Below are 18,979 nucleotides of genomic sequence, written 5' to 3' on the forward strand. Positions count from 1 at the left end.
CCTACTCAAGGGGACACTATCATTTCGACGCCCCCTCCAGCAGACCGTTAATTATCAGTGGCGTCTCGCCATAGGCACTGCCATTGCAAACGACAGTGGCTCCTTCGGGATCGCCAGGATAAGTGACGGCGATACAGGAACAAGCAACAGGAAGCAGGGAAAAACACAAAGCAAACAAGGCCTTGATGTCATTCATTCTTTTCCTGCTCCGTATTTTTCCAAGCCACTCCATGCATTAAAATGCAATAAATCCCAATTTAAGGTAGCCCAGTGAAACTTTCCAATCCTGAGCAATTCAGAATTTGAATCTTATCAATAAACGGGCAGCTCAATCTCAAGACATATCGATCTAAAAATAATAACAGTAAGGCGCCAATGAAAAAGCCGCCCATAGGGCGGCCTGGCTAGTTAACGGTCTCCGTTTTTTTTGAGGTTTTATATTGAATCGTGTTTGCTCGGAAAATCACTGGGCCAGTTCATGGGCGTGTCATTCATATCCAAACCTCCTGCTGTTTATTTAATCGAGAAAGCCTAGAACGAATTTTTATCCTAACAAAAAATTTACAAACTTCAAGCACTAAATAGCATATTCAGTGTTTACCCTGTACAAATAGAAACATCAAAAAGGCTCTCGCAAGGAGAGCCTTTTATTTTCCGACTTGTGCCCCCCAGATCGGGGCTTACATCAGGAGCGTCGAGCCATGGCCAGGATCACGCCAAAACCTATCATCATGCTGCCGCTAATGCGGTTCACCCAACGCAGACCACGCGCATTTTGCATCACGCCGGACAAACGAGTGCCTACATAGGCATACGCCGCAATCGCGATCACTTCCAGCAGCAGGAAAATCACACCCTGTGTCATGAAGCTAGCCCAATAGTTGTTCATATCTACAAACTGCGGGAAGAAGGCGGTGAAGATCAGAATGGCTTTAGGATTGCCGATAGCCACAAAGAACTCCTGGCGCACCAGGCCCCAGATATCTTTTTTGCTCACCTCGGTTTGCTCTGCTGATGTTTTGTTACTGGCACGCAGCACCTTGATACCCAGCCAGATCAGATACGCCGCTCCCGCAAGCTTGACCACGGTAAAGGCCGTCTCCGAAACCATCAACAAGGTTCCCATTCCCAAGGCCGCCACCACAATCATGATGGCAAAGGCGACCAGACGCCCCATGGCCGCTACCATGGCAGTCGACACCCCTTGCTTGGCCCCTACCGTCATGGACAGCAGATTATTGGGTCCGAAGGCCATATTCAGGGCAAAACAGGCGGGCAGAAACAGCAAAAGACTACTAGCGGTCATGATTCCGGCAGGCTCCATAGATAATGCCAGCCATTCAATTTGAAAGGCTGGCATTCGTCGATTGAAAACAGTGTGTATGAACTTTACTCCAGTCAGCTTTAAAATTCAGCCCTCTCAACCGGCCACGGCATTCAGCGCCACTTTGGGCGATGAACGCAAGGACACCATAAACACCAGGAAAGCCAGCATTGCCACGACACCCGGCACGGCAAAGGCCATGAAGTTCATCTGCAAGGGCAACTTGGCCGCCATTAGCGTGCCGCCCAGAAAAGGCCCGGCAATCGCACCGATCCGCCCCACGCCTGAAGCCCAACCTAGTCCCGAGGAACGCATGGACAAGGGATAGAACTGCGCAGTATTGGCGTACAGCAGGATCTGCGTGCCAATGGTGGTTGCACCGGCAATCACGATCAACACATACAGCACCAGAGTCGGGCTCTTGAAACCTAGCAAGGTAATGGACACCGCCGACACCAGAAAGAACCAGGCCACCACTTTAGGCAAGCTGAAACGATCCCCCAGCCAACCACCCAGAATCGCACCAAACATGCCGCCCAGGTTCAAGGCCACCAGGAAGGACAAGCTGGAACCCAGGCTATAGCCCGCGTTGGCCATCAATTTTGGCAACCAGGAACCCAGTGCATAGACCATCAAGAGGCAGCAGAAAAACGCCACCCAAATCATCAAGGTGCCAAGCAAGCGCCCTTCCTTGACCAGATCCAGCATGGGCACACCCGTCTTTTTCTGCTCATGCAAGGTCAAGACGGTATCTTGGGACACACCCATTTCAGGGGCCAAGGTGTGCACAATGCGGCGTGCTTTTTCCTCTTGCCCCTGGCGCATCAGAAACGCCAGTGACTCCGGCAGTTTCCAGACAATAAAAGGCAGCAGCAACAGCGGAATGGCCGCACAGAAAAACATGGACTGCCAACCAAAGCGAGGCAGCATGTAGATGCCAATCGCTGCCGATAACAAGCCACCCAATGAATAGCCGCTGAACATGATGGCGACCAAGGTGCTGCGCGAACGCTTGGGCGAATACTCATTCATCAAGGCCACGGCGTTGGGCATCAAGCCGCCACAGCCCAAGCCGGCCAGAAAACGGTAGACACCAAACTCGGTCGGTGAGCTCGCAAAGCCATTCAGGAAGGTAGCCAGACTGAACAAGGCAAAGCAGATCGTCACGCCTTTTTTGCGGCCAATCTTGTCTGCCAACGGCCCGAACACAAAAGCGCCAAACATCATGCCAAACAAGGCGTAGCTACCCAAGGCTCCAGCTTGTACTGGCGTCAGATTCCACTCATCCATCAGCACCGGCAAGACCACACCGTAAATGAACAAGTCATAGCCATCAAATATCAGCAACAAGGCACACAGGCTCATCACCATCCAGTGAAAGCGCCCGAAGCGCGCCTGCTCAATCACTTCATTAACTTCTAGTGTTTTCATGATTTGTCTCCCCCAAATGGAGTTTTTTTGTCTTGATGCCATTCGCTCTACAAGCCGCCTGCATCGTTTGATCAGCCCTGGTCGCCGCCTCCTACTGGCAAGACAGTGCCGGTGATATACGAAGCCTCATCCGAGGCCAAAAACAAAATGCTGGCGGCCTGTTCATCCAGGCTGCCGTAACGCTTCATCAAACTGCTGGCCACGGTCTGATCCACAATCTGCTGATACCAGATCGCTTCTTGGGGATCTTCCTGGTTCTGGGTATTGCGGGGAATACGCCGCGGAGGTGCCTCGGTCCCGCCGGGCGAGACAGCATTGACCCGAATACCGCGCTGGGCATTCTCAAAAGCCAATGAGGCGGTCAAGGCATTGACACCCCCTTTAGCCGCTGCATACGGCACGCGGTTAATGCTGCGAGTGGCAATCGAGGACACGTTCACAATGGCCCCACTACCCTGCTCCTGCATGCTGGGTAAAACGGCATGACAGGACCACAGGGTTGGAAACAGGGAGCGGCGTATCTCGGCCTCGATCTGTGCCGGTGTGTAGTGCTCGTACGGGCGCGTCCAGATCGTTCCCCCGACGTTATTGATCAAAATATCAATACGCCCCCATTTATCCAGCGCCGCCTGGGCCGCAGCCTGCGCACCTTCAACGGTTTCCAGATCCACTTCCAGCGTCAGGACCGTCTCGCTGGCCAGTTCCCGCACCAGCTCAGAGCGGTCTACAGCCAGCACCCAGGCTCCTTCGGCCTGCAAGCGCTCGGCAACGCGACGGCCAATGCCTTGGGCCGCACCCGTCACAATGGCCACTTTTTGATGAAAACGCACAGGCGCAGTCATGATCTTTCCTTGTAGGAGTCATCCAACACAGGGCGCCCCGCAAAGGGGGTGCTGCTTGAATACATTTATTGGCTGGTGATGAATTTTTCGTAATAGAAATTCGCAGGAGCATGGGCTTGCGCATCAATGAACTGGCTGACCGCATCCACCATGGGTGGCGGCCCGCACAGGTACACATCCACCTGCCCTTCATGCCAATGCGCCAGATCCAAGTGCTGGGTGACGTAGCCTTTACGTTCGTGGCTGGATTCCGGGTCCACCACGCAGGTGGTGTAACTGAATCCGGGCAAACGCTGGGTATAGGAATCCAGCTCAGCCAACATCACCAGATCCTGATCACGGGTGACGCCATAAACCAGATGCACAGGCTGCGTACAGCCTTGCTTGACCAGGACTTCCAGCATGGACAAAAACGGAGCCAGGCCCGTGCCACCAGCCAGGAACAACAAGGGGCGCGTCACCTGTCGCAGATAAAAACTGCCCAAAGGCCCCGTCATTTCCACCTGCTGACCTAGCGGCTGCGCCGCCAGCCAGGAGCTCATCAGACCGCCCGGAACCTGCTTGATCAAGAAGCTCAAGCGCGACTCGCCCGGTGCAGAGCTAAAGGAATAGGAACGATGCGCCTGCCCGCCGGGCACCGTAATGTTCACGTACTGCCCGGGCAGAAAAGGCAAGGCTTCATCGGCGGCATCAATCTTCAGCTCGTACGCCGCATCCTCATACTGACGGCATTCCGACACCTGCCCCTGCCACTTGGCCACGGCCGTCTTGCACACACCCGATGAAATCGGCACGGCAATCACGCAGTCCGACTTGGGAATCATCTGGCAGGTCAAGACCAAACCCTTGTCCGCCTCCTCTTGCGTCAGGGCGTCCTCGATATAATCGTCGCCCTGCTCATACTGACCACTTTCGGCCTGACATTTACAGGTGCCGCACACCCCGTCCGAGCAATCCATGGGCAGATTGATCTGATGGCGATACGCGGCATCCAGCACTTTCTCGTGTTCACCACAATCCACGAAACGGGTGACACCGTCCTCAAAATTCAGCGCAATACGATAGCTGTTCACGGCTAGCCCCCGACTTTAAATGTGATACACATCAATCACTTGACGGATGTAGTCGTTCTTGAGCACCACCTTCTTTTGCTCAATCAACCAGCTCTGCTCCTGAGGCGACAAGGTCAGGTAAATCGTGCCGAAGAACTGATCCGTCACCCGGTAGCGATGGTTCAACGTCAAAAAGTTGTAGCGAACATCCACCTGTCCATCACGCTCGGCCAGAATCTCTATATTGCTGAGCATGTGAGCGGTACGCGGCTCAGGTGTGGAAGCACCGGAGCGCTCGGTCTTGATGCGGAACACCCGATCTTCCAGACCGTTACGGTTGGGGTAAAAGATCAAGGAAATCTCGCTATGCGGATCTTCGGTCAGCTGATCATCATCGTCCCAGCAAGGCATCCAGTACTGAGCGTTGGGGCTATAGCACTCCAACCATTCATCCCACTGGCGATCGTCCAGCAAGCGGGCTTCGCGATACAGGAAGGCGCAAATTGAGTGATACGTTGCGTTCATGGTTTAGGCCTCCCCGTTTTCTGCTTTTAACGCCTGGCTCATGGTCTTGGCCCAGTACTCGTGCTGGCAGACAAACAAGCCTTCGTCTTCACTGCGCCCCCCGCTGATCAAGGGCTTCATGCCCATGGCAGTGGCATTCTCATCCGGCCCGTGCACCCACAAAGGCGCACCTCGGCTCAAATCATTCCAGGGCGCCGCAATACCGGCATAACCTTCCTGGCAGGCGCGGAACTCTTCCAGATCGTCTGCCGTCCCCATGCCGGACACGTTGAAAAAATCTTCGTATTGACGGATACGGATGGCACGTTGCTCGGCGCTTTCACCTTTGGGGCCAAAGCAGTAGATGGTGACTTCTGTCTTGTCCACGCTGATGGGACGCGTTACCCGAATCTGGGTAGAGAACTGATCCATCAAATAGACGTTCGGGTACAGGCACAGATTGCGGGTCTGGTTGACGATGAACTCGGCACGGTCCTCGCCCAGACGCTGCTTCAGCTCCTCGCGGTGCTCGTAGACCGGACGCACAGTTGGATTCATGGTCTTGGTCCACAGCAGGATATGCCCGTAATCAAAGCCATACACGCCGCCCAGGCTCTTGCTCCAGCCGTTCGCATCCACCGCTTGCGTACCGCCCTCTTTGCGGCGACCCATGGTGGCGGAGTAATTCCAGTGCACGCTGCTGACGTGGTAGCCGTCCGCGCCGTTTTCCATCTGCAGCTTCCAGTTGCCATCGTAGATATAGGAAGAATTGCCGCGCAGCACTTCCAGGCCTTCAGGGGCTTGATCCACGATCTGATCGATGATGACTTTGGTTTCACCCAGATACTCGTCCAGGGACACCACATCCGGATTCAGGCTGCCAAACAGAAAGCCGCGATAGTTCTCAAAGCGCGCGACACGCTTCAAGTCGTGCGAGCCTTCGGTATTGAACTGCTCGGGATACTGGGTATTTTTCTCGTCCTTGACCTTCAGCAGCTTGCCCGCATTATTGAAAGTCCAGCCATGAAAAGGACAGGTAAAGCTGCCTTTATTGCCATGCTTGCGACGGCACAACATGGCTCCACGGTGAGCACAGGCATTGATAAAGGCATTCAAGCCACCGTCTTTACCACGCGTCAAAAACACGGGTTGACGACCAATATAGGTAGTGAAGTAATCATTCACATTGGGCAGCTGGCTTTCATGCGCCAGGTAGACCCAATTACCTTCAAAAATATGCTTCATCTCCAGCTCGAACAGATCCGGATTCGTGAAGATGTCACGACGGCAGCGATACACGCCTGTTTCTTTGTTTTCTTCCAGGGCGGTATCAAGCAAGTGCCTGATATCTTTGGTTTTATCCATAAGGACTGACATGATGTGGCCTTTATGAGAGTTGCAGCCGTCCCTGCCCATGCCCATGAAGGCATAGCAAGTACGCGTGTAGAAAAAGAAAAATCGCTCCGGATTGAGACCGGACTGACTCATGGCAGCGTATTGCTGGCTGAACCTTGAGTCTGATTCAAGCCCGATAGGGGCACCGTCGAGCTGATACTGCCCAGCCCACTTTAGCCAGGTAATTCGGGGCTGTTCTGCATGGCTTTCATTACAGTCTTTGCACCAGCGGGCTTCCAATACAATATCGGTCCCGCTCTATAGCAAAATGCTATAGTTTGTTTTTTTATGAATAAAATCAGTAGCTTGAAGAAAGCAAAAGACAAAACCTATCGTTAACCCTAGAGCCTGTCAGGCATATGCTTGAAGCTTGGATGGTCGAGATAGGTGATATATTGGTTCGGATTTTCTGGATCTGGACCACGGGCAAAGCATATGGACTTGAAACAAATCCGCTACTTTGTTGCGGTCGCCAAAGCGCGCAATTTCACTCGCGCTGCCGAGCAGTTGCACATTGCCCAACCTGCACTCAGCAGACAGATTCAGTTGCTGGAACAAGAGCTCAATGTTTTGCTGCTGTCACGCGAAAGCCGCCCCCTGCAACTGACTGAGGCGGGCCGCATCTTTTACGAGCAATCACTGCAGTTACTCAATCGTGTGGAAGTCATGAAAGCGGCGACCACCGAAGTCGGTCTGAACCAGCGCCCGCAATTATCGATTGGCTTCGTGGCCTCCACCCTGTACGGCGGCCTGCCCATCCTGATTCAGAAATTTCGCCACGCCTACCCGGATATCCGATTTCACTTTCTGGAGCTAACCAGCAGCCAGCAGATTGCCGCCTTGCGCGCCGGACGCATTGACATTGCTTTTGGACGTGTGCGTATTCATGACAGCGCGGTGTGCCGTACTGTCTTGCGTGAAGAGCGCCTGGTGCTGGCGATTCCGCCGAAAATTGACCTGGCCAAGGATCGGGGGCCGGTGTCCTTGCAGGTCATCGCCGATCACGCCTTCATTGTGTATCCCAAGTCCCCACGCCCCAGCTTTGCCGATCATGTGCTGAATATCCTGCATGACAACGCCATCTTCCCCACTGAAGTCCATGAAGTGATGGAATTACAGACCGCCATGGGCCTGGTTGCCGGCGGCGTAGGACTATGCCTGATTCCCTCCGCAGCACAGATACGCAGCGATCTGGTGTACCGGCTGATTGACGACGAGAAAGTGACTTCGCCCATCATTTTCAGCCACAGGAAAAACGACAATTCCTGGTACATCGCCCAGATGCATGCCTTTATTGAGGAGATGTATGCGGAGAAACCGCCCTGGCTGATTCCGGGGCACAGTGCCCTGAGTAACGGGCCGCCACCCTGTTGATTTCACCAGCAGGCCTTTTCATTACAAAAAGGCCCGACTGGTGGTAACACTCAAGTACTTAGATACGCTTGAACAGCGCCGAGCGCACCTTGCCGGTGGCGCCATCCGCGGCTGTCAGGAACTGCTCCATGTGAATATCACGCTCGAACAGGCGGCTTTGCATCAAGGTGGAGATAGCGGCTTCGATCATGGGAGGCGGACCACACAAGTAGGCCTTGTTGCCAGAACAGCGCTGTTCGAAGAACTGCCCCACGGCCTCATGCACAAAGCCCACAAAGCCTTCCCAGGCATCATCCGGCAAAGGCGCATTCAAGGCCGGAATGTAGTGGAAATTGTCGTGCTTTTCAGCCAGCTGATAGAAATGATCCGCGTGATACAGCTCGGCTTTATTGCGTGCACCCTGGAACAGATAAATCGGACGGGTATCGCCCTCTTCCAGCATGTCCATAATCATGGATTCGGGGCTGGACAGACCCGAGCCACCAGCGATGAAAATCGCGCCTTGCGTATCAGACTTGCGCACAAAGAATTGACCGTAAGGGCCGGACACGTCCAAAGACTGCCCCACTTCCAGTTCCTCGTGTAGCCACGTCGTACCTGCGCCCCCCTCTACCTTGCGTACATGCAAATCAATAATGCCGCTCATGGACGGCGGATTCGCGATGGAGAAGGCACGGGTGCTGTCAATGGACGGCACATGCAGGTTGATGTACTGCCCGGCCTGAAACGCCATCGGGCGATCCAGCTCCAGACGGATGTGCTTGATCGTGGGTGACAAGTCTTCAATCAGGACGACCTTGCCCTGATAGTCCTCCACCGGCAGGCCCTGGAAGTCCGGGTCTACGTCGATATCGGCCTCGATGACCATATCGGATTCGGGCAGGCAACAGCAAGCCAGCAGCTTGCCTTCGTCCCGCTCCGAATCCATCAAGGCAAAGCTGGACGCATCACCTGCGTCTGCATAGCCTTCCAGCACCTGCACCTTGCAGGTGCCGCACGTGCCATGTCCACAGGCAAAAGGCAACCAAACCCCTTGTCGCAACGCAGCGTCCAACAAGGTTTGTCCATCTTCCACCTCTACCACATCACCTGTGGGTTCTACGGTTACCTGATACGTCATTGCTGCCTCCGCCTCTTATACGCCCGTACCCTTGTAGCCATTCAGGCCAGGGGTCTTGAAACGCAACAAGGACTTGTGATCGAAGCCCTTGGCACCCAAGGTGTCGTCCGGATTCAGCTCAACGGCTTCGCCATTCAGATTCCATTGCACCTTGCTCCATTCGATCTGCTCAAAGTCAGGGTGCTGGGCAAAGCCGGCAGGCAACAGTTGCTGGATCATCTGAGACACGGTCATGTCGGGCTGAACCAGAAAGGCCTTGGCCGAGCAGAACAAAAGGTGCTCGTCCCAGCCTATATACAGCAACATGCTGTCGCCATAGTGCGACTGCTGGTCGCGCGCATAGCCTTGGTAGTCCGGGGTAATTGCAGTAACTGCCATATTGATCTCCAATTTTTATAGGTAGTGGCAGTGCCCACCGAGGCACTGCCCTTTTTCTCGTGTGACTAGGCCGTCACTCCTTTCCATTCGTTCCAGCGCGCTTCGTCCACCGAACCCTTGAAGTCCATATTGTCGACACCCACGTTCAACTGGTAGTAGTCGCTCAGGATCTTCTCCAGCTCGGGGCCACCGCAGCCACCTTGCAGGATCTGGTTCACCGGCAGCCAGGCCTGGATGTACTTTTCAGGCTCGTGCTCGAAAATGTCGCGGCAGCCGTCCGAGCACGTGTGATAGCGCTCGCCCTTGTAATGGCTTTGGCGGTAGGTGATTTCGTCGGGTTTTTCCATGTCGGTAAAGGTCATGGGCACCTGACATACTTGGCACAGCTGTGGCAGACCGCTGGAATAGAAGCGCTTGCCTTCGGCTTCCATCTTCTTGGCCATTTCCCAGCGTGGGCGGTAGTACTTGTCGAAGGTATCGGGGTACTTGGCGCTGAGCCAATCCAGTTCCTCGTCGCTGGGGATCCAGGTGTGGAAACCGGCAGCGTGACCGAAGTTGTAGAAGATCCACCAGGCCTGGTGCGAGATGTGCTCTTTCTCTTTTTCGATCACTTCGCTGTACTTGGGCATGCGGATGCCGTAACGGGCCAGATCCTTGAACAGTGCACCACCAGCCTGTTCGAAATAGACCTCCCAGGCTTCCTTCCAGGACATGACCTTGTTGGGCAGCATGTAATCCATCATCATGCCGACCACGGACAGCAGGCGGGTGCCGCGCCAGAACCATTTGTCGATCCACTGCTGAACGATAGGCACGTTGTCCTCGTGCTGCTCCAGCAGGAACTTGATCACTTCCAGGCCCAGTGTCATGTGGCGTGCTTCGTCCGACTGCGAGCTAAAGCCGAAAGTCACCGTAGCCATGTCGCCGTTGTAGGCTGCACCTGACATGAAGGGCACGAACAACAGGTTGGTCAGCACGTACTCGAAGGAGAAGCTGATCGCCAGCAGGAATTCGAAGGGGCCGGCAGCACGGGCATCTTCAAAAAAGGACTTGGGCACGGACAGGTACCAGACGCGGTCGTGCATATGGCTCCAGTCCTGGAAGCCATTGAAAAACTTGTTGTAATGGCTCATGGCGTGAACCTGCGTCTGGACGTGACGCAGCTCGTCAATCGACTGCATCTGGCACGCAATACGTGCGCCGATGCCGCTGAATTGACGTCCCACATGGGAGTAGCCCTGGTAAGCCTGGTATTCCAGCGGAGTCACCGCGGTCAGGAACACCTTGATCGCGTTCAAGTAACGCGGATCGGAAATATTCATCTGGCCATTGTTCTGCGCGAAGGCATCAAAAATGGCGTACAGCTTCTTTTCTTTTTCGGCCTGGTATTTCCAGTACGCGTCCATTGTCAGACGGAACGGATCTTCCCATTTGGACCAATCGGTAATCTTGATGCCCTCAAACTCCTCGTAGGGGAAGGCGTCCTTGCGATCCTGGTAGCTGAATTCCCAGTCCAGGTCACGAGTCAGGTAGCGATATTTGTCTTTGATATTTAGTTTTTTCGTGGCCATGTTGCCCCCTTTTCTGATTTAGCTGTTCCAGTGCAAAAACAAGCGGTCTTCATCTTCATCCACGTTGCCACCCAAGGTGATCAGATTCAGATGCAGCTCCTGCATGTCCCACTGCTGCCCATACTTTTCTTCCACGGTCTCGCGCTTGACGGTCAGTTGGCCTACGCATTCAATGCGGATCATGGCTGGCTGATAAATCACCGTGGCGTCCGGGTTGTCTTCTTCAATGGCCTCGACGATGTAGCGCGACATGTCGTTGTCTTGCAGACCGATATAAACCTTGGATGTCATCAGGCTTCTCCACCCAGGCTCAAGCCTGCTTTAGTGATGCGTTTGGCAATGGTTTCCTGCGCTTGCTCCCAGACCTGATCCGCCTGGTCGGTAAAGGCAGCCTGGATGTAGGGCATGAAGGCGGCTTGCACTTGTGGCAGCCACTGATTCAACCAGCTTTGCAGTTGCTGCTTGTTTTCCTCACTTTCAGCCGCCGCGATCTTGAAGACGCTATCGCTCCAGTTGGACAGGTCTTTATGGCACTCCAGCATGAACTCCAGCAGCATATCCAGATCGCGGCCGCCTTCCTTGGCCAGATCCGCGACCAGACCCTGATACACCACTTGATGCACCACGGTATTGATCAGCAAGGACTGCACCAACAGCAGTTCAAACCAGTCTTTCTGGACCAGCGTTTTTTCGCACAAGGCGCGCAGACCTTGCCAGGCCGCATCCTGCATCCAGGCCTCTTTGGCTTGGCTCAGGGAATCGGCGCTATTGCCATCAATCAGCAGCCCAATACGGGAGACGTATTGCGCCATACCCAGCGAGTCCATCCCGGCATAGAGACAGGCTTGGGTAATGGTGGTGCCATACCCGTAAGCCGAGCCGGACATGAAATTCATGTTGGCGGTTTGCTCGATGTGACGCAAAGGCAGCAGCAAGCGGGTGACCTTGGCTTTGACGTCCTCGCTCAGATACTGGGCCAGTTCCCGCTTTTCAAAAAAGCCGTAATTGGTTTCAGCCGATTCCTGCATGCGGGCACGGTTTTGCACGTAAGCACCGTAGTAGAACTGACGAGGGTCACGGAACACATACCAGTCCTTCATTTGAATGGCGGTGTGTGTGGGGTCGTTCAGGGTCTTGTCCGGCATCCACAGGGGTCGGTAATGGAAGTTGGCCGTCGCCTGGGCGTCGTATGTGGCTTCCTGGTAGCGCGTGGCCGGTTTTTCGCCAAAGCGGCGGGCCACGTTGGCAAAGGTTTGCCGCACGGGCTGCAAACTGGCCGTTTTAATTTCTAATGTCATCCTCTTGTTCTCCTGAATAAAACCTACTGGGCTTCAGCCTGACGACTGTTACCGACCAAAGTGTCATAACCAAAACGCCATTTTTCTTCGTTCTCGTCATTGACCCGCATTTGCTCATCGCTCATGGGCTGGACATTGTTTTGCAGACAAAACTGCTCAAACGCCGCCGGCGGCATGACCAGTTCCACAAACAGGTCCGGCTGGCCGATGGCAAAATCAAATTCCACAAAACGGGCATTGGCCGGACTGCGTACGCGTACGTACTTTGTCAAAGTGGGCAAGCTCGTGTCTGACATCTGTTCTCCTCCTGATCAAGCTGTTGCATGAGTGTCCACAGCCTGTTCATAGCAAACCGCGTGCCAACTTTAAATTTGAAGGATTTAACCCTTTAGGATTAAAGAGATAGGTGAAAGCCGGCCTAGAAGGAATGCGGCCTGCGAAGGGGTGACGGCAGGAAAATTGATCATTTGATCAAGTGTTTAGCGACGTTTTCATCAAATGCTGAGCTAGGGTAAAACCCTAGAAAAAACGGTTTTATCCGTCCTCTGGACACTATTATGTTTTCCTTGAGTCACTGGAAAGACAGGCGGCATACTGGTTTTAGAACACTCAAAACCACAATAAGAAATCACAGGATGGAGACAGCCATGGGGGCTACTGAACTCACACTGCCATTAAGTCAGGACCTGATCGACGCCATTCGTTTTGATGCGCGGGAAGGCAAAATATGGTTTGGCGAGCAACGCATGCTCTTGCTGCACGCCAGCGGTTTTGGCCAGCTACGCAAGGAGCTGATTGCCTCTTTGGGCAGCGAGCGTGCCAAATACTTTCTGATGCGCTTTGGCTACCACGCGGGTATGAAAGATGCCGAGGTCTCACAAAAAGTGCGCCCGGACCTGTCACTGAAAGAAACCTTTTTGGCTGGCCCGCAAATGCACACCATCCGCGGCATGGTCAAAGTCGTGCCCACCGCCCTGACCTTTGACCGCGACGCAGGCCAGTACTACGGCGAATTTGACTGGTTTGACTCCTATGAAGTCAGCAATCACCAGAAAGAACACGGCCAATCCAGCGAGCCGGTCTGTTGGAGCTTGCTGGGCTATGCCAGCGGCTACACCAGCTTCTATATGGGCAAGAGCATCATCTACAAAGAAACCCAATGCGGCGCCATGGGTCATAGCCACTGCAAGATCGTGGGCAAGCCAGCCGAGGAATGGGAAGATGATGACCCCGAGATTGACCGCTTCATGCTGCCCGATCCGGTCCAGGACGAACTGTTTGCCTTGCGATGTGAACTGGTGAAGTTGCGCGAACAGGAGTTCAAACACTCCAGCGCCAACTTCACCTTGCCTAACTCCATTGGCCAGTCTGCTGCTTACCAGGCCGCCTGTCATCTGCTGGAAAAGGCGGCGCAAAGCAAAGTCTCCGTGCTGCTGTTGGGGGAAACCGGCGTAGGGAAAGAAGCCTTCGCGCGCGGCCTGCACGCCGCCAGCGACCGGGCAGATCAACCCTTTGTTGCAGTGAACTGTGCGTCCATTCCCCCGGAGCTGATTGAGTCAGAGCTGTTTGGTGTCGAAAAAGGCGCTTATACCGGCGCGCATAAATCCCGCCCCGGTCGTTTTGAGCGCGCCCAGAGCGGCACCATCTTTCTGGATGAAATCGTGGAGCTGTCGCCACGCTCCCAAGCCGCCCTGCTCCGTGTCTTGCAGGAACAGGAACTGGAACGCGTGGGCGATGAGAACACTCGCCATATCGACGTGCGCGTGGTGGCAGCCACCAACGAGGATTTAGCCGAAGCCGTACAGAAAGGCACCTTCCGTGCCGACCTGTACTACCGCCTGAATGTCTTTCCCATTCATATTCCGCCGCTGCGCGAGCGTAAAGAAGACATTCCGCTGCTGACCGAATACTTTCTGAACAAATACTCCAGCATGTACAAAAAGCACGTACTAGGAGTGAGTGACCGCAGCCGGGAATTGCTGATGCAATACGACTGGCCAGGCAATATCCGCGAATTCGAAAACATGATTGAACGTGGCGTCATCCTGACCGAGCACAATCACGAAATCGAAACCCACCACCTGTTTCCACAACAGAAAAGTGCCTTGCAGTATCTGAGCAGTTTGAACACGCAGGGCTTTATGGCGAAAGAGTCCTGTTTCAGCGCGAACCAGACGCAATATCTGGAGCATCTGCTGGAAACGCCTTTCAATCTGGATGATCTGGAAGAACAAATCATCCAGCTGACGCTGAAGAAAACGAACGGAAATATTTCAGAAGCCGCGCGCAGGCTGGGACTGACACGGCCTGCCTTGGCATACAGGCTGAAGAAGGTGGCCATGCCCGCTTGATGCGCCATAGTCAGGGTGTTCTTTCCAGGCAGTTCGGCGTGACTCTGGCTTGATTCTCCCCACCTACTACAATGGGGGCTTATCTAAGGAGTCTTATGTTGGAATTTCAGCCCCGTGAACGGGCGTATTTATCTGGTATCCGCGCCCTGTCTCAAGATCAGGACGACAATGAAGTGTTTGTAGGTATGACCGTAGCCGAGTCCATCTGGTACGCAAACTACGTAGCGCAGTCATACAAATGGGATGTAACACGAGGCGATGAGGCCGAAGCACGTTACCTGGCCCTGCATGATCAGCACGAACAGGCGCGCCGTGCCGTACTGGCATCAGAATCTCTGCTGCAATCGTTCGACACACCCGCTCAGCAATCCTGAGCAACATAGCGACACACTCCAGGCCGGACAAGCATGTCATTCGCCCTGTTTCATCAAGCCTGGTTTACTCGCCCGTAAAAAAGCCCGCCAATTTTTCAACAGGCGGGCTTTTTTTATAGATGCGGACTCTATGGCTTGGCAATCATCAGCCTAGCTGCCAAACAAAGAAACAAGCTACAGCCGCAGCTCCTTGGACAAAAAGGTTTGCACTCGCTGTGGTCGACCGTCCAGATCACCAAAAAACACATCCGTGGAGACGTCTTCCAGAATCTGGCCCTGATCCATGAAAACCATCCGATCCGCCACCTTGCGGGCAAAGCCCATCTCATGGGTCACGCACATCATGGTCATCCCCTCTTCCGCCAAGCTGACCATCACGTCCAGCACCTCGTTGACCATTTCCGGGTCCAAGGCCGAGGTAGGCTCATCAAACAGCATGCAGACCGGGTCCATGCACAAGGCCCGTGCAATGGCGACACGCTGTTGCTGCCCGCCCGACAAGCTAGCTGGATAACGATCCGCCAACGCTTTCAGGCCCACCCTATCCAGGTACAGCAAAGCCCGATCATTCGCTTCGTCCCGCTCCCGGCCCAGCACTTTACGCTGTGCCAAAGTCAGATTGGCCAAGATATTTAAATGCGGAAACAGCTCGAAGTTCTGAAAAACCATCCCGACCCGACTGCGCAAGTCTGGCAGATTCGTTGCCGGGTCACCGACAGAAATCCCATCCACAACAATCGTGCCCTGCTGAAACGGTTCCAGACCATTGACGGTTTTCAACAAGGTGGACTTGCCCGAGCCCGAAGGCCCGCACACCACCACCACTTCCTGACGGTCCACTTGGGCCGTGCAATCCTTGAGCACCTGAAACGTGCCATACCACTTGGAAACACTATCGATACGGATCATTTGCCATCCAGTCGCAGATGTTTGTCATAACGTCGGGCCACCCGATTCGCAATCAACTCCAGCGTTGCGCAAATCACGTAGTACATCAGCCCGACAAACAAGAAAATTTCAGTGGGGTGCACCATGACCCGATTACTGACCTGAGTGGCCACAAAAGACAGTTCCGCCACGCCAATGACATAGGCCAGCGACGTATCCTTGATCAAGGCAACCCACTGATTAATAAAAGAAGGCAGCATCACCGGCAAGGCTTGCGGCAGGATGATGGACTTCATGATTTGGGCAGTTTTCAGGCCCAAGGCCTTGCCCGCTTGCCATTGCCCCGCGGGCAAGCTGCTGATGCCCGCAAACACCGAGTGCGCCAGATACGCACCGCCAATCAAAGACAAGGCGCAGACCACGGTAAACAGACCCGGCACATCCACCTTGAACAGAATGGGCAGCAAAAAATACACCCAGAAAATCAGCATGATCACAGGGATGGCGCGGAACAAGCCCAGGAACAGCAGCAAAGCGGTATGCGCGACACCGCGCGTCAACACCAGAGCCACCCCAAACACCAGCCCCAAAATGGCCGACAAGCTTGCCGAGAGCACGCTTAACAAGAGTGTCAACGCCGCACCGCCTAACGGGCCATGCGGATACGCCCCCACCAGAAAATAAAGCAGATTGTCATGGATTACGTCGAAGTTCATTACAGCCCACCTCGCACTTGCAGGCGGTGGCGTTGCAACCACTGCCCACCCACTTCAACCAGCATGACCAGCAAGACATACAGCAGCGTTGCAATCCCAAAGGACTGGAAGGTCTTGAAGGTTTCGGTTTCCACCTGACGGGATGCATAAGACAGCTCTGCCAGGCCAATCGCCATGGTCAGCGAGGTGTTCTTGATGACATTCATGTACTGCCCGATCAGCGAGGGAAAGGTATTTCGCAAGGCCTGCGGCATCACCACATAGCGCCAAACCTGCATGGAAGACATGCCCAAGGAGGCGGCTGCGGCCCACTGGCCTTTGCGCACTGCCCGCACACCAGAGCGAAATTCTTCAGCAACAAAAGCCGTGGTGTAAATCGTCAAACCTACCAAGGCGGCCAGCATCTCGAAACTGGGCCAATGCACATCGAACAAGACCAGTTGCAGGACATGTTGGGTGTTCAACCATTGAACCAGCCCCGGAGGCATCAAGGCCGAGGCACCGAAATACCAGAAAAACAGTTGCACCAACAAGGGTGTATTACGGATCAGACTCAGATAAGCGCGCACCGGCCAAGCCAACCAGGCAAACGGTGACAACCTGGCAATACACACCAGAAAACCCAAAACAGTTGCAGCGAAGGAGACAACTAAAGAGATCTGAATCGTGACCCAGAACCCTTGCAGCAACCAGCCCACATAGTGGGGTGCCAGCCAGAAATCAGAAGACGGCATAGCAAACACCAAAAAGCAGGATCAAGCGATCCCGCTGTTGAAAACACAAACAGGAAAAGGCCAGCCTGAACATTCAAGGCTGGCCTGCAAGCAAGTGATGACTTACTGTTGCTGACCGATGCGGTACAAACGCTCCAGCGGTGTTTTGGACTGAGGGCCAAACCAGACGTCATAAATGGCTTGTGCCTTGCCCTGGCTTTCCAGCTCCAGCAAGGTTTCATCCACAAAGGACTTCAGTGCTGTTTCGCCTTTGGGGATACCAATACCGATCAAGTCCTCGGAAATGCTGAAGGCCGGAATTTCATAGTTTTCCTTGTCTGGCACGTTCGCCAACAGACCGATCAGCTTGGGACCATCCTGAGTGATGGCCTGCACATTGCCGTTACGCAAAGCGGTAAAGGCAAAGGGGGTGTCGTCATAAGCAACCAACTTGGCCTGAGGGTATTTTTCACGCAGGACGATCTCATTAACCGTCCCTTTATCCACGCCAATACGCAGCGAATTCAACTGCTCGGGCGAGGACAAGACGCCTTTTTTAGCCAGGAACTGCTGGCCCGATGCAACGTACGGAATGCTGAAATCAACCTGCTTGGCGCGCTCTTGCGTGATGGTGAAGTTGGCCAAAACCAGGTCTACTTTATTGGACGTCAACAGCGGCACACGATTGGCCGGGTTGGTTGGCAAGACTTCCAGCTTCACGCCCAGCTTGTCAGCCAGAGCCTGAGCAAAATCCACATCCAGACCAGTGATCTGGCGGGACTTCTCATCCACAAAACCAAAGGGTGGATTGCTGTCGAAAGACGCTACTTTCAAGACGCCCGTTTTCTTGATGTCATCCAGACGATCAGCCTGGGCCACTCCAGCCACCAACGCCAGGGTAAGGGTCGCGGCAATGCTTAAAAACGACTTCATGATAAAAACATTCCGATAAAAAAATGGCACGTCCGATACATACCGTCGTGCCATTCGACCACAGCCGCAAGCTCTTCAAAACGATCTAATTCCCCCATGCTTATAACTAAAAACGTTAAGGGGAGGTTCTGATTGATGCAGGCGCAAAAGCGTCAATTACCGAATGCATGCTACTGCTTGGTGGAAATCACTTTTTGAACCGCAAAGCCTTGGGATGCCGCGTAATCCAGCAAGTCACTTACGACCTGCGGATCAGCCTGTTTTTCTCGGGACAAGACCCAGAGGTATTTCCGATCCGGCGTACCGACCAAAGAATACTGGTAATCCCCTTCCAGCTTCATGATCCAGTAGTCACCCCACACCATAGGAAACCAGGACAGCCATTTCGGAGCAAAACGCACTTCCAGTATCGCCGGATCAGCAGGCTCCACACTAGCAGACAAGCGCCCCTGCCCGATGGCTTCCTTCACCTCACCATCCGTACCCTGACAACGATTGGTGACAGTGATCGTCTTGTCCGCTTCCATCACGTAATTGGCTTGCACATCCCCGGCACATTCACGTTGAAAGTTATTGGGCAAACGCGCTTGCTCGTACCAGGTGCCCATGTATTTGTTCAGGTCTACATCCTCCTGAGTCGCCAGGTCGGCGTTGGAAGAGGTGCAAGCAAGCAATAGCGCAGACAGCGATAGAAAAAGAAGTCTTTTCATCACAG

The 18,979-nt window shown here is 54.0% G+C and carries 21 protein-coding genes; 3 read left to right on the top strand and 18 right to left on the bottom strand.

Going from position 1 to position 18,979, the window contains the following annotated elements; all coding sequences use genetic code 11:
• Positions 1 to 19 precede the first annotated feature (19 nt).
• From KOE80_RS07670 to KOE80_RS07700, 7 genes are all read right to left on the bottom strand, one after another.
• On the bottom strand, positions 20 to 196 hold the full coding sequence (locus tag KOE80_RS07670) for a hypothetical protein (RefSeq protein ID WP_226348810.1): 177 nt from the start codon (positions 194 to 196) through the stop codon (positions 20 to 22).
• A gap of 489 nt (positions 197 to 685) precedes the next feature.
• A complete protein-coding gene (locus tag KOE80_RS07675) occupies positions 686 to 1,306 on the bottom strand; it encodes a LysE family translocator (protein WP_226348811.1) in 621 nt (206 codons plus the stop codon).
• Between the two features lie 114 nt (positions 1,307 to 1,420).
• Positions 1,421 to 2,755, bottom strand: a complete 1,335-nt coding sequence (locus KOE80_RS07680) for an MFS transporter (RefSeq protein WP_226348812.1) — start codon at positions 2,753 to 2,755, stop codon at positions 1,421 to 1,423.
• A gap of 71 nt (positions 2,756 to 2,826) precedes the next feature.
• Positions 2,827 to 3,597: a 1,6-dihydroxycyclohexa-2,4-diene-1-carboxylate dehydrogenase gene (locus KOE80_RS07685; RefSeq protein ID WP_226348813.1), complete on the bottom strand. Its 771-nt coding sequence runs from the start codon at positions 3,595 to 3,597 to the stop codon at positions 2,827 to 2,829.
• A 65-nt stretch (positions 3,598 to 3,662) separates the two neighbouring features.
• Positions 3,663 to 4,670, bottom strand: coding sequence for a benzoate 1,2-dioxygenase electron transfer component BenC (gene benC / locus KOE80_RS07690; protein ID WP_226348814.1), 1,008 nt, complete (start codon positions 4,668 to 4,670; stop codon positions 3,663 to 3,665).
• Between the two features lie 15 nt (positions 4,671 to 4,685).
• Positions 4,686 to 5,174, bottom strand: a complete 489-nt coding sequence (gene benB / locus KOE80_RS07695; protein ID WP_088452761.1) for a benzoate 1,2-dioxygenase small subunit — start codon at positions 5,172 to 5,174, stop codon at positions 4,686 to 4,688.
• Between the two features lie 3 nt (positions 5,175 to 5,177).
• Entirely contained in the window at positions 5,178 to 6,530 is a 1,353-nt protein-coding gene (locus tag KOE80_RS07700; RefSeq protein ID WP_226348895.1) for a Rieske 2Fe-2S domain-containing protein, read from the bottom strand.
• A gap of 453 nt (positions 6,531 to 6,983) precedes the next feature.
• Here KOE80_RS07700 and KOE80_RS07705 point away from each other — a divergent pair, with 453 nt between their 5' ends.
• Positions 6,984 to 7,922, top strand: a complete 939-nt coding sequence (locus tag KOE80_RS07705; protein WP_083053606.1) for a LysR family transcriptional regulator — start codon at positions 6,984 to 6,986, stop codon at positions 7,920 to 7,922.
• A gap of 58 nt (positions 7,923 to 7,980) precedes the next feature.
• Here the strand turns inward: KOE80_RS07705 and KOE80_RS07710 are convergent, their stop codons facing one another.
• From KOE80_RS07710 to KOE80_RS07735, 6 genes are all read right to left on the bottom strand, one after another.
• Positions 7,981 to 9,042 carry an NADH:ubiquinone reductase (Na(+)-transporting) subunit F gene (locus KOE80_RS07710; protein WP_226348815.1) on the bottom strand — a complete coding sequence of 354 codons (1,062 nt, stop codon included), beginning with the start codon at positions 9,040 to 9,042 and terminating at the stop codon, positions 7,981 to 7,983.
• A 15-nt stretch (positions 9,043 to 9,057) separates the two neighbouring features.
• Entirely contained in the window at positions 9,058 to 9,420 is a 363-nt protein-coding gene (locus KOE80_RS07715; protein WP_226348816.1) for a phenol hydroxylase subunit P4, read from the bottom strand.
• 65 nt (positions 9,421 to 9,485) lie between these two features.
• Positions 9,486 to 10,991 carry an aromatic/alkene/methane monooxygenase hydroxylase/oxygenase subunit alpha gene (locus KOE80_RS07720; protein WP_226348817.1) on the bottom strand — a complete coding sequence of 502 codons (1,506 nt, stop codon included), beginning with the start codon at positions 10,989 to 10,991 and terminating at the stop codon, positions 9,486 to 9,488.
• Positions 10,992 to 11,009: 18 nt separating this feature from the next.
• Positions 11,010 to 11,282 carry an MmoB/DmpM family protein gene (locus KOE80_RS07725; protein ID WP_003800437.1) on the bottom strand — a complete coding sequence of 91 codons (273 nt, stop codon included), beginning with the start codon at positions 11,280 to 11,282 and terminating at the stop codon, positions 11,010 to 11,012.
• Positions 11,282 to 12,289 carry an aromatic/alkene monooxygenase hydroxylase subunit beta gene (locus KOE80_RS07730; protein WP_226348818.1) on the bottom strand — a complete coding sequence of 336 codons (1,008 nt, stop codon included), beginning with the start codon at positions 12,287 to 12,289 and terminating at the stop codon, positions 11,282 to 11,284. The genes KOE80_RS07725 and KOE80_RS07730 overlap by 1 nt, the downstream gene beginning before the upstream one ends.
• Before the next feature lie 23 nt (positions 12,290 to 12,312).
• Entirely contained in the window at positions 12,313 to 12,585 is a 273-nt protein-coding gene (locus tag KOE80_RS07735) for a phenol hydroxylase subunit (RefSeq protein ID WP_009454452.1), read from the bottom strand.
• Positions 12,586 to 12,936: 351 nt separating this feature from the next.
• Here KOE80_RS07735 and KOE80_RS07740 point away from each other — a divergent pair, with 351 nt between their 5' ends.
• Together KOE80_RS07740 and KOE80_RS07745 are read left to right on the top strand one after the other, a co-directional pair.
• The gene (locus KOE80_RS07740; RefSeq protein ID WP_226348819.1) at positions 12,937 to 14,640 is read left to right on the top strand and encodes a sigma-54-dependent Fis family transcriptional regulator; all 1,704 of its coding nucleotides are present in this window, start codon (positions 12,937 to 12,939) and stop codon (positions 14,638 to 14,640) included.
• A 95-nt stretch (positions 14,641 to 14,735) separates the two neighbouring features.
• Positions 14,736 to 15,014 (top strand): hypothetical protein, encoded by a 279-nt coding sequence (locus KOE80_RS07745; protein WP_226348820.1) that lies wholly within the window; start codon positions 14,736 to 14,738, stop codon positions 15,012 to 15,014.
• A 174-nt stretch (positions 15,015 to 15,188) separates the two neighbouring features.
• Here KOE80_RS07745 and KOE80_RS07750 read toward each other — a convergent pair whose 3' ends face one another.
• The 5 genes from KOE80_RS07750 to KOE80_RS07770 all read right to left on the bottom strand — a co-directional run bounded on the left by KOE80_RS07750 (position 15,189) and on the right by KOE80_RS07770 (position 18,974).
• Complete coding sequence (locus tag KOE80_RS07750) at positions 15,189 to 15,923, bottom strand: amino acid ABC transporter ATP-binding protein (RefSeq protein WP_226348821.1); 735 nt, start codon at positions 15,921 to 15,923, stop codon at positions 15,189 to 15,191.
• A complete protein-coding gene (locus KOE80_RS07755; protein WP_226348822.1) occupies positions 15,920 to 16,618 on the bottom strand; it encodes an amino acid ABC transporter permease in 699 nt (232 codons plus the stop codon). The genes KOE80_RS07750 and KOE80_RS07755 overlap by 4 nt, the downstream gene beginning before the upstream one ends.
• Positions 16,618 to 17,352 carry an amino acid ABC transporter permease gene (locus KOE80_RS07760; RefSeq protein ID WP_226348823.1) on the bottom strand — a complete coding sequence of 245 codons (735 nt, stop codon included), beginning with the start codon at positions 17,350 to 17,352 and terminating at the stop codon, positions 16,618 to 16,620. Before KOE80_RS07760 ends, KOE80_RS07755 begins: the two co-directional genes overlap by 1 nt.
• 102 nt (positions 17,353 to 17,454) lie before the next feature.
• Positions 17,455 to 18,264, bottom strand: a complete 810-nt coding sequence (locus KOE80_RS07765) for an ABC transporter substrate-binding protein (RefSeq protein ID WP_226348824.1) — start codon at positions 18,262 to 18,264, stop codon at positions 17,455 to 17,457.
• Positions 18,265 to 18,434: 170 nt separating this feature from the next.
• Positions 18,435 to 18,974: a lipocalin family protein gene (locus KOE80_RS07770; RefSeq protein WP_226348825.1), complete on the bottom strand. Its 540-nt coding sequence runs from the start codon at positions 18,972 to 18,974 to the stop codon at positions 18,435 to 18,437.
• Positions 18,975 to 18,979: the final 5 nt, after the last annotated feature.

The sequence above is a fragment of the Alcaligenes sp. 13f genome (genome assembly GCF_020496585.1).
Classification (GTDB): Bacteria; Pseudomonadota; Gammaproteobacteria; order Burkholderiales; family Burkholderiaceae_B; genus Alcaligenes; species Alcaligenes phenolicus.